The sequence below is a fragment of the Variovorax sp. GW822-FHT04E09 genome, assembly GCF_058800845.1.
Genome location: NZ_JBXAMR010000001.1, coordinates 330,489 through 345,736, shown reverse-complemented (window position 1 = coordinate 345,736; position 15,248 = coordinate 330,489). Strand labels below are relative to the sequence as shown.

At 70.1% G+C, this 15,248-nt stretch carries 12 protein-coding genes; 3 read left to right on the top strand and 9 right to left on the bottom strand.

The window, feature by feature from the left end; translation table 11 throughout:
* Positions 1 to 90 precede the first annotated feature (90 nt).
* Positions 91 to 297, top strand: coding sequence for a dodecin (locus tag AC1RL8_RS01680; RefSeq protein WP_062482179.1), 207 nt, complete (start codon positions 91 to 93; stop codon positions 295 to 297).
* Positions 298 to 318: 21 nt separating this feature from the next.
* Here the strand turns inward: AC1RL8_RS01680 and AC1RL8_RS01675 are convergent, their stop codons facing one another.
* Positions 319 to 1,548 (bottom strand): class I SAM-dependent methyltransferase, encoded by a 1,230-nt coding sequence (locus tag AC1RL8_RS01675; RefSeq protein ID WP_487847011.1) that lies wholly within the window; start codon positions 1,546 to 1,548, stop codon positions 319 to 321.
* Positions 1,549 to 1,709: 161 nt separating this feature from the next.
* On the bottom strand, positions 1,710 to 2,693 hold the full coding sequence (locus tag AC1RL8_RS01670) for an AraC family transcriptional regulator (protein WP_062482185.1): 984 nt from the start codon (positions 2,691 to 2,693) through the stop codon (positions 1,710 to 1,712).
* Positions 2,694 to 2,929: 236 nt separating this feature from the next.
* Between AC1RL8_RS01670 and AC1RL8_RS01665 the strand changes: the two genes are divergently transcribed.
* The gene (locus tag AC1RL8_RS01665; protein ID WP_492685623.1) at positions 2,930 to 3,982 is read left to right on the top strand and encodes an aldo/keto reductase; all 1,053 of its coding nucleotides are present in this window, start codon (positions 2,930 to 2,932) and stop codon (positions 3,980 to 3,982) included.
* On the opposite strand, the gene bioD is transcribed toward AC1RL8_RS01665, so the two are convergent.
* From bioD to AC1RL8_RS01630, 7 genes are all read right to left on the bottom strand, one after another.
* Positions 3,965 to 4,723: a dethiobiotin synthase gene (gene bioD / locus AC1RL8_RS01660; protein ID WP_492685622.1), complete on the bottom strand. Its 759-nt coding sequence runs from the start codon at positions 4,721 to 4,723 to the stop codon at positions 3,965 to 3,967. The two genes, AC1RL8_RS01665 and bioD, sit on opposite strands and share 18 nt — an antisense overlap.
* Entirely contained in the window at positions 4,720 to 5,952 is a 1,233-nt protein-coding gene (gene bioF / locus AC1RL8_RS01655) for an 8-amino-7-oxononanoate synthase (RefSeq protein ID WP_492685621.1), read from the bottom strand. The genes bioD and bioF overlap by 4 nt, the downstream gene beginning before the upstream one ends.
* The gene (locus tag AC1RL8_RS01650) at positions 5,936 to 7,363 is read right to left on the bottom strand and encodes an adenosylmethionine--8-amino-7-oxononanoate transaminase (protein ID WP_492685620.1); all 1,428 of its coding nucleotides are present in this window, start codon (positions 7,361 to 7,363) and stop codon (positions 5,936 to 5,938) included. The genes bioF and AC1RL8_RS01650 overlap by 17 nt, the downstream gene beginning before the upstream one ends.
* 298 nt (positions 7,364 to 7,661) lie before the next feature.
* On the bottom strand, positions 7,662 to 7,973 hold the full coding sequence (locus AC1RL8_RS01645; RefSeq protein WP_492685619.1) for a plasmid stabilization protein: 312 nt from the start codon (positions 7,971 to 7,973) through the stop codon (positions 7,662 to 7,664).
* A gap of 114 nt (positions 7,974 to 8,087) precedes the next feature.
* The gene (locus AC1RL8_RS01640; RefSeq protein WP_492685618.1) at positions 8,088 to 8,678 is read right to left on the bottom strand and encodes a DUF4304 domain-containing protein; all 591 of its coding nucleotides are present in this window, start codon (positions 8,676 to 8,678) and stop codon (positions 8,088 to 8,090) included.
* The gene (locus AC1RL8_RS01635) at positions 8,675 to 9,292 is read right to left on the bottom strand and encodes an alpha-ketoglutarate-dependent dioxygenase AlkB (protein WP_492685617.1); all 618 of its coding nucleotides are present in this window, start codon (positions 9,290 to 9,292) and stop codon (positions 8,675 to 8,677) included. Before AC1RL8_RS01635 ends, AC1RL8_RS01640 begins: the two co-directional genes overlap by 4 nt.
* Entirely contained in the window at positions 9,270 to 11,600 is a 2,331-nt protein-coding gene (locus AC1RL8_RS01630) for an ATP-dependent DNA helicase (protein WP_492685616.1), read from the bottom strand. Before AC1RL8_RS01630 ends, AC1RL8_RS01635 begins: the two co-directional genes overlap by 23 nt.
* Positions 11,601 to 11,741: 141 nt before the next feature.
* Between AC1RL8_RS01630 and AC1RL8_RS01625 the strand changes: the two genes are divergently transcribed.
* Complete coding sequence (locus AC1RL8_RS01625) at positions 11,742 to 15,236, top strand: response regulator (protein WP_492685615.1); 3,495 nt, start codon at positions 11,742 to 11,744, stop codon at positions 15,234 to 15,236.
* The last annotated feature ends 12 nt before the right edge of the window (positions 15,237 to 15,248 follow it).

Below are 15,248 nucleotides of genomic sequence, written 5' to 3'. Positions count from 1 at the left end.
GTTTGCATCGCATCCGCGCGCCCAAAGGTGTTGCCTCGCGCCCCCTGCGATGGCTACGATGGGCACGCAACCACCCAAGGAGCAGCCGCCATGTCGAACCATGTCTACAAGTCGCTCGAGCTGACGGGCTCGTCCAAGACCAGCATCGAGGACGCGGTGCAGACCGCCATCGCGAAGGCGCACGAGACGGTGCGCAACATCCAGTGGTTCACCGTCACCGAGACGCGCGGCCATGTGGTCGACGGCAAGGTCGCGCACTGGCAGGTGACGGTGAAGATCGGCTTCACGCTCGAGTAGCCGCAACGCGGCCTTGACGGGTCAGGCGCGCAGCGCCGAGGTGCCGTCGTAGATATAGCGACGCGACCACGGGAGCGTGCTTGCCGCCCTGCCCGCCTTGCGCCCGACGATCTGGTAGATCGCCACGTCGTCGTTCTCGAAGGCATAGGCGCAGCCCGCCAGGTAGATGCGCCAGATGCGGAACTTCTCTTCGTCGACCAGCGCACGCGCCTCGTCGGCATGGGCCTCGTAGGCGTCGCTCCAGTGGCGCAGCGTCTGTGCGTAGTGGCGGCGCAGGTTCTCCACGTCGAAAGCCTCGAGCCCGCCCTGCTGCATGGCCTGCAGCGCGAGGCTGATGTGCGGCAGCTCGCCGTTGGGGAACACATAGCGGTCGATGAAGTCGCCGCCGCCATACGACACGCCGCCGCCCTCGGGGTCGGACGAGGTGATGCCATGGTTCATGACGATGCCGTCGTCGGCCAGCAGCTGTTGCACGCGCTTGAAGTACTCGGGCAGGTTCTTGCGGCCCACGTGCTCGAACATGCCGACGCTGGTGATGCGGTCGAACTGGCCGGTCACGTCGCGGTAGTCCTGCAGGCGGATCTCGATGCGGTCTTGCAGGCCGGCGGCCTTCACGCGCTCGGTCGCGAGGTCGAACTGGTTCTGCGACAGCGTGACGCCCACGCAGCGCGCGCCGAACTTCTGCGCCGCGCGGATCACCAGCGCGCCCCAGCCGCAGCCGATGTCGAGCAGCGTCTGCCCGGGCTTGAGTTCGATCTTGGTGAGGATGTGGTCGATCTTCTTCAGCTGCGCGGTGGCCAGGTCTTCGTCGCCGTTCTCGAAGTAGGCGCACGAATAGACCATGTTCGCGTCGAGCCAGAGTTGGTAGAACGCGTTCGACACGTCGTAGTGGTACTCGATCGATTTCCTGTCCGACGACTTGGTGTGCGCGAAGTAGCGGGCCATGCTTTGCAGCGCGCCGCCGGGCTTGTCGAGCGAGGTCTTTGCCAGGCCGTAGGCAATGTCGATCACGTCGCTGAGCTTGCCTTCGATGTCGATCTTGCTCTTGACGTAGGCCTCGCCCAGGTTGTCGAGCGTGGGCTGCAGCATCAGCGACAGCGCCGCGGGCGATTTCACGTGCAGCGTGACCGCCGGCCCGCTGAAGTCACCGAAGTCGTAGGACTGGCCGTCCCACAGGGTGAGCCGCGCGGGCAGATTGGCCCGTGCGCGGACCGCGGCGCTCCACTGCGCCAGCTTCTTTTCCCAAAGCATGCATCTCTCCGAGTTGTTGAGTAGTCCCGCCTCCACGGGCGGACGGGTGCTGCAGCGAACAAAACGATAGCGAGAATTTGCGAAACCTGCATGGCCGCGACGACGCAAGAAATCGCGGCAGATGCTATAGGCGCACGGGCGCGATGCGACCGATGCAATGCCTAGGCGGCTTCCATCGAGGTCGCGTCGTTGCCGGCCTCGCCGAGCCAGCGGCGCTTGTCGCGCAGCGGCGGCGCGCCGAACATGCGGCCGTACTCGCGCGCGAACTGCGAGGGGCTTTCGTAGCCCACGTTGTGCGCGGCGCTGGCCACGTCGGTGCCGGCGATCAGCATCTGGCGGCGTGCCTCCTGCAGGCGCAGCTGCTTCTGGTACTGCAGCGGGCTCATCGCCGTCACGGCCTTGAAGTGGTGGTGGAACGACGACACGCTCATGTGCACCGCGCGCGCCATGTCTTCCACGCGCAGCGACTGCGCATAGTTGGTGCGCAGCGCGCTGATGGCTTTCGCGATGCGCTGCGTGTGGCTGTCGTGCAGCGCGATCTGGCGCAGCCGCGCGCCCTCGCCGTTCACCAGCAGCCGGTACATGATCTCGCGCTTGATGAGCGGCGCCATGATCGGAATGTCTTCGGGCGTGTCGAGCAGCCGCAGCAGGCGCAGCACGGGCTCCAGCACCGGCATGGCGATGCGGTTCACGTACATGCCGCGCGAGGCCGGCGCGTTGGCCTTGGCCGGCAGCTTCTCGTCGCCGATGAGGTCGCCGATCTCGTCGAGCGCCAGCTCCAGGCGCACGCCCAGGTAGGGCTCGTTCTCGCTGGTCACGCACACCTGGCCGCACACCGGCAGGTCGACCGAGGTGACGAGGTAGTTCATGGGGTCGTACACGTAGATGTCGTCGCCCACGATGATCCGCTTGGAGCCCTGCGCGATGAGGCCCAGCGCCGGCGTCGCGAAGCCGTGCTTGGGGCCGTCGGGCTTGCTGATGCAGTGCACCTGCAGGCCGGGCACGGCGCATTCGACCGTGCCGTCCTGGCCGCGCGTGATGTGGCGGATGAGCTGCACCAGCTCTTCGCGGGCGGCATCGAGTTCGGGTTCCAGCGGCATCGGCATGGCGAGGACGGTGGCGGTGTCGGGGGTTTCATCAGACATGGGTAGGCCTCTGACAAAGGGGTGCGGCCGCGGTGGCGGCCATGGAGGATTGGGCTGCCCGCAGCTTAGCGTCGCATCCTCTCCTTCGCACGGCCTGCGCACGAGGTCTGGAGAAATAGGCAAAGACTTTGCAGAAACGCGCTCGCCCGCCGGGGCGCGCCGGCGGGATACTTTTTCGCAACCGCCGGCATTCCTGACAGCCGGACGGCCCCTCCACCCGCAAAGGACAACTTTCGATGCAATACCGCCAATTCGGCCGCACCGGCCTCCTGGTTTCCGAACTCTGTCTCGGCACGATGACCTTCGGCGGCGCGCCGGGCATCTGGGACCACATCGGCCAGCTGCAACAAGGCGAGGCCGAAGGCCTCATCGGCCGCTCGCTCGACGCCGGCATCAACTTCCTCGACACGGCCGACGTGTACTCCGAGGGCCTGTCCGAGACCATCACCGGCCAGGCGCTGAAGAACCTGAAGGTGCCGCGCGACCGCGTGGTGGTCGCCACCAAGGTGCTGGGCGAAACCGGCAGCAAGGGCGTGAACTCGGCCGGCGCCTCGCGCTACCACATCATGGACGGCGTGAAGGCCAGCCTGAAGCGGCTGCAGCTGGACCACATCGACCTGTACCAGATCCACGGCATCGACCCGATCACGCCCATCGAGGAAACGGTGCGCGCGCTCGACGACCTCGTGCGCCAGGGCCACGTGCGCTACGTGGGCGTGTCGAACTGGGCCGCGTGGCAGATCGCCAAGGCGCTGGGCATCGCCGAGCGCGACCGGCTGGCGCGCTTCGAGTCGCTGCAGGCCTACTACACCGTGGCCGGGCGCGACCTGGAGCGCGAGCTGGTGCCCATGCTGCGCAGCGAGCAGCTCGGCCTGATGGTCTGGAGCCCGCTGGCCGGCGGCCTGCTCAGCGGCAAGGTCGACCGCCACACCGCCACCGCGCAAGGCAGCCGCCGCGCGAGCTTCGACTTTCCGCCGGTGAACGTGGAGCGCGCCTACGACTGCATCGACCTCATGCGCCAGTTCGCCGAGCCGCGCGGCGTGTCGGTGGCGCAGATCGCGCTGGCCTGGCTGCTGCACCAGCCGGTGGTGACCAGCGTGATCGTCGGCGCCAAGCGCAGCGACCAGCTCGACGACAACATCGCCGCCACCGAAGTGCGGCTCACGGCCGACGAACTCGCGGCGATCGACAAGGCCAGTGCGCTGGCGCCCGAGTACCCGGGCTGGATGCTGGCGCGCCAGGGCGGCGTGCGCGCCCAGCGGCTGGCCGACTCAGGCCGTCGCGGCTGACACGAGCGGGGCCTCGGTGCGACGCGCGGCATGGGCCGCGCTCGCCCGCAGCGCGCGCAGGTCGAGGTGTTCGGCGGCACGCGCCGCCGAGGGCTCGGCCAGGTGCGGCACCACGCCCAGCAGCGGCGCACCGAGCCGGGCGCGCAGCGTCTGCAGGTTGCCTTCGGGCGACAGCATCTGCGGCTCGACCACGCTCGCGACCCAGCCGGCCAGCACCAGCCCGCGCGCACGGATCGCTTCGGCGGTGAGCAGCGCATGGTTGAGGCAGCCCAGCCGCAGCCCGACCACGAGGATCACGGGCAGGCCCAGCGCCACCGCGAGGTCGGCCGTGTCCAGGTCGTCGCCCAGCGGCACGCAGAAGCCGCCCACGCCTTCCACCACCACCGCATCGGCCTGCGCCGACAGCCGCTCGAAGGCATCGAGCAGCACGGGCAGCGCGACCTGCACGCCCTCTTCCCGCGCCGCCAGGTGCGGCGACATCGGCGCCTTCAGCACGTAGGGGCAGCGCCAGGCCAGCGGCGCGGCGACGTTGCCGGCCGCCTGCAGGCGCTCGACGTCTTCGTTGCGCCATTCGCCGTCGATGGCATCGAGCCCCGCCGCCACCGGCTTCATGCCGACCGCGCGCAGGCCCGAGGCGGCCAGCAGTGCGAGCATGGCGCTGCTCACCAGCGTCTTGCCGACGCCGGTGTCGGTGCCGGTGACGAACCAGCGGCGCTGTGTCGCAGCTGCTGCCGTCGTCATGCGGCCTCCGGCCACGGTTCGGCCAGGGCCTCGCCCAGTGCACCGATGAGCCGCGCCACGTCGGCTTCGGTGTGGCTGGCCGACAGCGCGATGCGCAGCCGCGCGGTGCCCGCGGGCACCGTGGGCGGACGGATCGCGCCCACGCGCAGGCCGTGCGCGTCGAGCCGTTCCATGGTCTGCATGGCGCGCGCGTTGTCGCCCACGATGAGCGGCTGGATCGCGGTCGGCGAATCGGCCAGCCAGGCGCTGCCGTCGGCCGGCAGCACCTGCTTCAGGCCGCTGCGCAGCTGGGTGATGCGGGCGCGCAGTTGGGCGCGACGGCGCATGCCCTCCTCGCCCTCGATGAGCGCCAGGCTGGTGAGCAGCGCATGCGCCACCGCCGGCGGCGCTGCCGTGGTGAAGATGTAGGGCCGCGCGCGCTGCACCAGGAAATCGATCACCGTGCGGTGCGCCGCCACGAAGGCGCCCGACACGCCGGCCGCCTTGCCCAGCGTGCCGATGAGCACCAGCCGCTCGGAGCGCAGCGCCAGCGCCTGCAGCGCGCCGCGCCCGGTGGCGCCGAGCACGCCGAAGCCGTGCGCATCGTCGATCACCAGCCAGGCGTCGTGCTGCTCGGCCAGCGCGAGCAGGCCCGCCACCGGGGCGATGTGGCCGTCCATGCTGAAGACGGCGTCGCTCACGATGATCTTGACCGGCGCGTCGCAGGCGGCCAGTTGCGCGTCGAGCGCCTGCAGGTCGCAGTGCGGGTAGCGTTCCACGCGGGCGCGGGCCAGCCGCGCGCCGTCGATCAGCGAGGCGTGGTTCAGCGTCTCCGAGAAGATCACCGCCTCGCCGTCGCCCAGCGCAGACAGCACCGCCAGGTTGGCCATGTAGCCGGTGCAGAAGAACAGGCTGCGTGCCTCGGGAATGTGCGGCGCCATCCATTCGCCCAGCCGCTCCTCGAGCTGCGCATGGGCGCGCGAGTGGCCCAGGATGAGGTGCGAGCCGCCGCTGCCCGTGCCGTAGCGCGCCGCGCCTTCGGCCAGCGCCTCGGCCAGCGCGGGGTGCGCGGCCAGGCCCAGGTAGTCGTTGCTGCTGAAGCCGAGCATGGTGCGCGGCGCGTTGGCGCCGGCCAGCGTGAGGATCTGCTCGGGCGCGCAGGCGGTCTCGGCGATCTGCCGGCGGCGGCGCAGCGAGCGCGCGTCGAGCGCGGTGATCTCGTCCTGCAGTCGTTCAAGCAAGCGCAGCATCGCGGGCTCCTTCGTCGGCGCGGGCGCCGGGTGCGTGGGTGACAGCCTGGAGCGTGGCGAGCGTGCCGTCCACGAGCTGGTCGATCTCGTGGTCGGCGATGGCGTACGGCGGCATCAGGTACACGGTGGCGCCGATGGGCCGCATCAGCAGGCCGTGGTCGCGCGCCGCGAGATGGAAGCGCTCGGCAAAGCGCGCACCGGGCTCGCGCACGTCGAAGGCCGTGATCATTCCGCGCTGGCGCAGGTGGTCGATCGGCTGGCTGGCGAGCCCCTCGCGCAGCCGCGCCAGCAGGCGCGCGGACCGCGAGAGGTTGCGGTTCAGCGCGTCTTCCTGCTCGAACAGGTCGAGCGTGGCGAGCGCCGCGCGGCAGGCCAGCGCGTTGCCGGTGTAGGAATGCGAATGCAGGAAGCTGCGCGCGGCGTCGTCGTCGACGAAGCCCTGGTAGATGGCCTCGCGCGTCATCACCAGCGCCAGCGGCAGGTAGCCGCCGCTGATGCCCTTCGACAGGCACAGGAAGTCGGGCCAGATGCCGGCCTGCTCGCACGCGAAGAAGGTGCCGGTGCGCCCGCAGCCGACCGCGATCTCGTCGGCGATCAGGTGCACGCCGAAGCAGTCGCACAGCGCGCGCACACGGCGCAGGTAGGCCGGGTCGTGCATCGCCATGCCGGTGGCGCACTGCACCAGCGGCTCGACGATCACGGCGGCGATGCTGTCGTGTTGCGCGGCCAGGAGCGCCTCGAGCTCGTCGGCGGCGCGGTTGGCCACGGCGGCGGCGTCTTCGCCGGAGCGGGCAGCGCGCGCGTCGGGCGAGGCCACGAGGTGCGCGCTGGCGAGCAGCGGCGCGTAGGCGTCGCGGAACACGGGCACGTCGGTGACGTGCAGCGCGCCCAGCGTCTCGCCGTGGTAGCCGCCGCGCAGCGCCACGAAGCGGCGCTTGCCGGCGCGGCCCGCGTTGCGCCAGGCGTGGAAGCTCATCTTGAGCGCGATCTCCACGGCCGAGGCGCCGTCGGAGGCATAGAAGCAATGGCCCAGCGCATGGCCCGTGAGCGCCGCCAGCCGCTCGGCCAGCTCGACCGCCGGCGCGTGCGTGCAGCCGGCGAGCATCACGTGCGGTAGCGTGTCCAGTTGCGCCTTCAGTGCGGCATTGATCGCCGGGTGCGCATGGCCGAACAGGTTGACCCACCACGAGCTGGTGGCGTCGAGGTAGCGCCGGCCTTCGTGGTCGGTCAGCCAGACGCCCTCGCCCCGCGCGATGGGCAGCGGCGGCGCCACGTCGAGGCGGATGCTCTGGGTGCAGGGGTGCCAGACGTGGCGGCGGCTGCGCTGCTGCCAGTCGGCGTTGGCATTGGCGGCATCGGCACCTGCGGCGGCTGGCGCGGTCGTGGGGGAGAAAGCGTTCGAGGGAGGCACCCGCGCGTTCCTTTCTGGAGGGCAAGGCGGCGGATCGTATCGACGCGAACGCGCCCCGGCAAACGCCCGGAACGCGTGCGAAAAGAAGGCGGAATGACCGAGGTTGGGCGGTGTAGCGCGTGCGTTCAGGCCAACGTCGCGCAAGCTGGCGACTTCGTGCGGCCCCGCGCCGGCGCGGGGCCGACGCAAGTTGTCCGGCTGCCGTCACAGATGGCGAAGGAATGTCCGCTTTTCAGGGTGTGCGGTGGGTGGACTCCGCTTTTCGGACAGAAGATATGGCGGGTATTCGCAACCGGCTTCAGCCGCGCTTCTCGGCGTTGCGCTTGTGTGTGGCGGCGCCCTTCTTCGCGGAGGCCGAGCGTTCGGCGGCGGTGCGGTTCGCCGCGGCGGCGCCACCGAGGCGCCCGCCCTTGCGCGAGGGCCGGTGGTTCTCGGCCTTGCCGCGGCCCGCACCGCTCTTCTTGCCGCCGCCGGTCTCGGCATTCACCGTGGCCCAGGCACGGCGCTCGGCCTCGCCCTTGGCCACGCCGCGGTGCTCGTAGCCTGCCTCGATGTGCTCGGCCTTGCGTTTCTGCTTGTCCGTGTAGGACGACTTGTCGCCTCGTGGCATGTCTGCGCTCCTTCAATCAAAAGGGATGAAAGAAGCCTTCATGCTGGCCGCCTGTGAGCCGCCACGGGTCGGAAGAGGCAGGCGCTGCGCGTCAGCGCAGTCTGTCGTGCGGGCTCAGGCCGACAACACGTTCGCGAGGTCGGTCTTCAGGGCCGTGGCGCGTTCCGGCGCCCGCGCGAGCCCCGCCTCGACCAGCGCCTGTGCCCGTGCGCGGTCGCCCAGGTGCATCGCGATCCGTGCGAAGTGCAAGGCGGTGCGCGCATGGATCTGGTGCGGGTCGGTCTCGCGCAGCATCTGTTCGAAGCTCTGCGGATAGCTGCCATGCCGAGCGAAGAAGGCACGCCCCGGCCCTTCCCACTCGCTCACGATGAATTCGACGTTTTCTTCGGCCTCTTCTTTCGTCGCGCCATAGGTCCATCCGAACGCGGCGCCGGGCGGTGGGTCCAGGCGGTCGCGGAACACGCAGTGCGATTCTTCGAGCGCCTCGGGCGCCACCGGCGTTCCGCCCTCGGGCGGCAGGAAGTCCAGGTGCGCGCCGAGGTTCAGGTAGCAGGCCTTGCCGCCGCTCGCACCCTGCACGTTGAACACGTGGATCACCGGCCCGTCGATGCGCCGCAGCGTCTGGCCCGAACCCTGGAAGCCTTCGGCCTTGAGCACGGGAAAGAGGTGGTGCGTGAGCAGCTTGAGGAAGGTGGTGCGGTTCATGGCGCGCAGGGTCTCCGGGTACGCAAGGTGATCGAATAACGCAGGCCCTCGGTCGGGGCGATGGCATGTTGCCATGCCCAGCGCGCCGGCCCGCGCAGCAGGTACACGGAGCGCGGCTCGATGAGGAATTCGAGCGCGGCCGGCCCCGACGCGGGTGCGCCGGGCACGTAGGGCCTGAACTGCATCACCGCGTCGCCGTGCAGCGAGACGCCCACGATGTCCTCGAAGTCGGGCACGTCGCGGTGCCAGCCCAGCGGCGTGCCGGGGCGGTACTCGGCGATCAGCACGTGGGTGAGGTCTTCGGGCGCCAGGCCGGCCCACGCGGCGGCCTTTGCGCGCAGCGGGTGCAGCGCCTCGGGCAGCGGCGCGCCGGGCTTGAGGCGGTTGGTGTCGAAGTCGTAGCTGCCGCCGAAGCTGGTGCCGCGCCGGCGGGCGGTGTATTCCTTGTAGCGCATCTCCTTGAGCGGCAGGCCCTGCACGATGCGCAGCAGGCCGGCCTCCTCCTCGCGCGACAGGAACCCGGCTTCGTAGCGCAGGCCCTCGATGGCCGCCACGGGCGCCTCGCCGAACAGGTCGGGCTGGCCGGCGTGCTCAAGGCGTCGGGTGGCGCGCATCGTCTTCCCCGGCCTCCCCGGCCAGTTGCACATGCCACCAGCGCGGCAGCAGCTCGCGGATCTCCGCGCGCGCAAAGCGGTCGTCGAGCAGGTGCAGCACGCCCGTGTCGGCCTCGGTGCGGATCACGCGGCCGGCGGCCTGCACCACCTTCTGCAGGCCCGGGTAGAGGTAGGTGTACTCGTAGCCCTTGCCGAAGCGCGACTGCATGCGCTCGCGCGTGATCTCGTTGAGTTCGTTGTACTGGGGCAGCCCCAGGCTCGCAACGAAGGCGCCGATGAGCCGGCTGCCCGGCAGGTCGATGCCTTCGCCGAACGCGCCGCCGAGCACGGCGAAGCCGATGCCCTGCCCGCCTTCTTCGAAGCGCGCGACGAAATCGTGGCGGTCGGTTTCGCGCATGCCGCGCGTCTGCGTCCACACGGGCACGCCGGGGTGGCGCAGCGAGAACGCGGCGCAGGCCTTGTCCAGGTAGTCGAAGCTGCTGAAGAAGGCCAGGTAGTTGCCGGGCAGGCGTTCGAACTGCGCGCCGATGATGTCCGTCACATGGCGCAGCGAGCCGGCGCGGTCGCGAAAGCGCGTGGAGACGCCGGTCGCCACCTCGACGCGCAGTTGCTGGCCGCGAAACGGCGATTCGACGTCGAGCAGCGCCGTGTCTTCGGGCAGGCCGAGCGCATCGCGGTAGAACGCGAACGGCGCGAGCGTGCCCGAGAAGCAGGTGACCGACACCGCGTCCGCGAAGCGGCCTTCGAGGAAGGGCCCCGGCACGAGGTTGCGGATGGCCAGGCCGCGCTGCTCCTGCGTGGCGCCCAGCGTGCGTTCGAACACCGAGTGGTCGTCGAAGACCTCGGCCAGCCGCGCGAAGTGCAGCGCGTCGAAGAAGAAGCGCTGCAGCGGCCCCTGCGCCGCATCGGGCGTGGCGGCGAAGTGCTCGGCCATCGCGGTGTTGGCGGCCTGCAGGGTGCGCAGGAAGCGCTCGGGGATCTCGTCGGCGGTGTCGTAGCCGGCGGTCTGCGCCTGCTGCAGCGTGTCCCATTCGCGGAACAGCCGCGCCAGCGGGCCGCGCACGGCCGCGGGTGCGGCGCGGTGCGCTTCTTCCAGCGCCGCGCCTTCGAGCTTCGCGGTGTACATGCCGCGTGCGCGCTCCAGCAGGTTGTGGGCCTCGTCGACCAGCACGGCGACGCGCCAGCCGGCGTCCTTCATGCTGGCGAAGAGGAAGGCGCTGCTGTCGAAGTAGTAGTTGTAGTCGCCCACGACGACGTCGCTCCAGTGCGTCATTTCCTGCGCCAGGAAATAGGGGCACACCTCGTGCGCGAGCGCGACCCGCCGCAGCGCCTCGCGGTCGAGCCAGCCCACCTGCGCGGCCTCGGCGCGCGCGGCCGGCAGGCGGTCGTAGAAGCCGCGTGCCAGCGGGCAGGCCTCGCCGTGGCAGGCGCGGTCGGGGTACTCGCAGACCTTCTCGCGGGCCGCGAGCTCGAGCACGCGCGGCCGGTGCGCGCCGCCCTGTCCCAGCACGCGCAAGGCGTCCAGCGCCACAGGCCGGCCCGAGGTCTTGGCGGTGAGGAAGAACACCTTGTCGAGCTTGTGCGCCGCGCGCGCCTTGAGCAGCGGAAAGAGCGTGGCCAGCGTCTTGCCGATGCCCGTGGGCGCCTGCGCCAGCAGGCAGCGCCCGCCCACGGCGGCTCGGTAGACCGCCTCGGCCAGTTCGCGCTGGCCGGTGCGGAAGTCGGCGTGGGGAAACTCCAGCCGTGCCAGCGCGTCGTCGAGCGCGCCGCGGTGCGCGGCCTCGCGCTGCGCCCAGTCGCTGTAGCAGGCGCACAGGGTCTCGAAGTGCGTGCGCAGGGTGTCGCGCGTGTGCTGCTCTTCGAGCACCGTCTCGTCGCCGCTGGCCAGGTCGAGGTAGACCAGCGCGACGGTCAGGCTCTCGTGCCCTTCCTGTTCGCACAGCATCCAGCCGTAGCAGCGCACCTGGGCCCAGTGCAGCGCGCGGTGGTTGGCGCGGATGGCGTCGAAGTCGCCGCGGAAGGTCTTGATTTCTTCCACCCGCGCCTGCGCGGGGTCGTAGCCGTCGGCCCGGCCGCGCACGCGCAGCGTGCCGCAGGTGGTGGCCAGCGGCACCTCGCTCTGGTAGTCGCCGCCGCGCCGGGCCTGCACCAGCGCGTGGCCGGCCATGCCTTCGAACGCGCTGGGCGCAGGCACGAAGCGCAGGTCGAGATCGCCCGCTTTCGCGCCGAAGGCGCACAAGGCCTTGACGGACACGACGTGCGCCGCCGAAACGGCGGCTGACGGAGCGGAATGGAGGTCGGAAGGCATGCTGCCGATACTGGATGAAATCACAGTATAGCGAGCGCCGAATGCGGCAATACGTCACACAAATCGGTATCGAGGCCTTCTCCGACAGGTCAAATGATCTTTTTCGGCAAGACTTGACAAGTTTTGCTTACAAATGCATTCATGAAAACTCCCTCCGCGATCGACCCCGTCGAATTCGACCGCCTGCTCAGCCGCAACCTCAAGCTGCCGCTGCTGGGCGGACTGATCGGCGCCGTGGCGTTCGTCGCGCTGATCCTGTATCTGCTGACGAGCCTGAGCTGGGTCGAGCACACCGACCAGGTCACGCGCGCCGCCAGCGAACTGCAACGCCGTTCCATCGACATGGAAACGGGCATGCGCGGTTTCCTGATCACCGGCGAGGAGAGTTTTCTCGAGCCCTACCAGTCCGCCCTGCCGCGCCTGAAGGCCGACACCGACGCGCTGCGCCGCCAGGTGTCGGACAACCGCCAGCAGGTGGAGCGCGTCGACCGCATCGTCGGCCTGCAGGAGTCGTGGCTGACCTTCGCACGGGAAATGATCGAGGCGCGGCGCAACGGCGTCGATCCGCAGGCCACCGTCCGGCTGGGCCGCGGCAAGCGCCTAACCGACGACCTGCGCGCCGAGTTCACGGCCTTCATGGACACCGAGCAGACGCTGCGCTTCCAGCGCAACACCGAAGCCAACCGCACGAGCTGGTGGGTGGTCGGGCTGTTCCTTCTGTTCACGCTGGTGTACTCGGGCCTGGTGGCGTTCTTCGGTCGCCGCCAGCTGATGCGCCTGTCCGACAGCTACGACGTGGTGCTGGGCGAACAGGCGGCGCACGCCGAGCGCCTGTCGCAGGAGGCCTGGCTGCGCAATGCGCAGACCGAGCTGGTGGGCGAGCTGGTCGGCGAACTCAGTGCGCCGGACATGGGCCGCAAGATCCTGGCGTTCTTCTCGCGCCACCTCGGCAGCTCGGTCGGCGCGCTCTATGTGCGCGAGCGCCACGGCCCGCTGCGTCGCGCCGCGAGCTACGGTTTCTCCAGCGAGGCCGAAGCCTCGCCGCAGGTGTTCTCCCCCACCGAAAGCCTGATCGGCCAGGCGGCGGCCGAGCAGCGCCGCATGCTGATCGACCCGGTGCAGGCAGACTACCTGAAGGTCAACTCCGGCCTCGGCGAGATGGCGCCCAAGGCCGTGCTGCTGCTGCCGGTGGCGGCCGATGGCGCCGTCAACGGCGTGCTCGAACTCGGCCTGCCGGGCACGCCCGACGCGCGCAGCGAGCAGCTGTTCGACCTCGTGGCCGACGACATCGGCACCTCGCTCGCGGCGGCGCGCTACCGCGAGCAATTGCAGGACGTGCTGGCCGAGACCCAGCAGCTCAACGAGGAACTGCAGGTGCAGCAGGAAGAGCTGCGCACCGCCAACGAAGAGCTCGAAGAACAGTCGCGCGCCCTGCGCGCCTCGCAGGCCATGCTGGAGAACCAGCAAGCCGAGCTGGAACAGACCAACAGCCAGCTGTCGGAACGCACCGAAGCGCTCGACCAGCGCAACACCGCCCTGCGCCGCGTGCAGCGCGACCTGGAAGACCGCGCCGACGAGCTGCAGCGCGCCAGCCGCTACAAGTCGGAGTTCCTGGCGAACATGTCGCACGAGCTGCGCACGCCGCTGAACAGCGCGCTCATCCTGGCCAAGCTGCTGGGCGACAACCCGCAGGGCAACCTGTCGCTGGAGCAGGTGAAGTTCGCGGAATCGATCTACGCCTCGGGCAACGACCTGCTGGTGCTGATCAACGACATCCTGGACATCGCCAAGGTCGAGGCCGGCAAGCTCGAACTGGTACCTGAAGAGGTGCCGCTCGACAAGCTGGCCCAGAGCCTGGAAAGCACCTTCCGCCCGCTCGCGACCGACAAGAACCTGGAGTTCCGACTGGAGCTGCGGCCCGACGCGCCGGCCCTGCTGGTCACCGACCGGCAGCGCGTGGAGCAGATCCTGAAGAACCTGCTGTCGAACGCGATCAAGTTCACCGAGCGCGGCGAAGTGGCGCTCACGGTGTCGGCCACGGCCGACGGCGGCGCGGCCTTTGCGGTGCACGACTCGGGCATCGGCATCGACCCGCAGCAGCACGAGCTGATCTTCGAGGCCTTCCGCCAGGCCGACGGCACCACCAGCCGGCGCTACGGCGGCACAGGGCTGGGCCTGTCGATCTCGCGCGACCTCACGCAGCTGCTGGGCGGCTCGCTGACGGTGAAGAGCGAAGCCGGCCAGGGCAGCACCTTCACGCTGCAGCTGCCGCCGCGCGCGCCGCAGACGATGCCGGCGCCGGCCGTGCCGGTGGGCACGCTGCGTTCGGTGTCGACGTCTTCGCATGCGCCCGCTGTGCTGTCGCCGCCGCCGCTCGCGCCCCCTGCCCCCGCGCCCGTGGTGCCGGCCCCGCGCTTCGCGGACGACCGCTCGATTCCGCGCGACCAGGTGCGCCGCGTGCTGGTCATCGAGGACGAGCCGCAGTTCGCCCACATCCTGTACGACCTGGCGCACGAGCTGGGCTATCGCTGCCTGGTGGCGCACGGCGCGGCCGACGGCTTCGAGCTGGCCACGCAGTTCGTGCCCGACGCGATCCTGCTGGACATGCGCCTGCCCGACAGCACCGGCCTGGACGTGCTGCAAAAGCTCAAGGACTCGCCGCACACGCGCCACATCCCGATCCACGTGGTCTCGGCCGCCGACAACGCGCAGGCCGCGGCGCTGCACATGGGCGCCATCGGCTTCGCGCTGAAGCCGGCCACGCGCGAGGAGCTGACCAAGGTGTTCGGCCGGCTGGAAGAAAAGCTCACGCAGAAGGTCAAGGTCGTGCTGCTGGTGGAAGACGACGCCTTGCAGCGCGAGAGCGTGATCCGGCTGATCGGCGACGACGACATCGAGATCGTCGCCGTCGGCTCCGGCGAAGAGGCGCTGGCGCTGCTGCGCACGCGCGTGTTCGACTGCATGATCACCGACCTGCGGCTGCCCGACATGCAGGGCAGCGACCTGCTCAAGGCCATGGCCGCGGAAGAGATCGTGTCGTTCCCGCCGGTCATCGTCTACACCGGGCGCAACCTCACGCGCGACGAAGAAACCGAGCTGCAGCGCTACTCGCGCTCGATCATCATCAAGGGCGCGCGCTCGCCCGAGCGGCTGCTCGACGAGGTGACGCTGTTCCTGCACAAGGTGGAGGCCTCGCTGTCCAGCGAACGCCAGGGCATGCTGAAGACGGCGCGCGGGCGCGACCGCATCTTCGAGGGCCGCACCATCCTCCTGGTGGACGACGACGTGCGCAACATCTTCGCGCTCACCAGCGCGCTGGAGCAGCGCGGCGCCACGGTCGAGATCGGCCGCAACGGCCGCGAGGCACTGGAGCGCCTGGACCAGGTCAGCGAGATCGACCTCGTGCTGATGGACGTGATGATGCCGGAGATGGACGGCCTGGAAGCCACGCGCCACCTGCGCGCCGACCCGCGCTTCGCGAAGATGCCGGTGATCGCCATCACCGCCAAGGCCATGAAGGACGACCGCGACCAGTGCCTGGCCGCGGGCGCCAGCGACTACCTGGCCAAGCCGGTCGACCTGGAGCGCCTGTTCTCGCTGTTGCGCGTGTGGATGCCGAAGATGGAGCGCCTGTGACCCGCAAGCCCC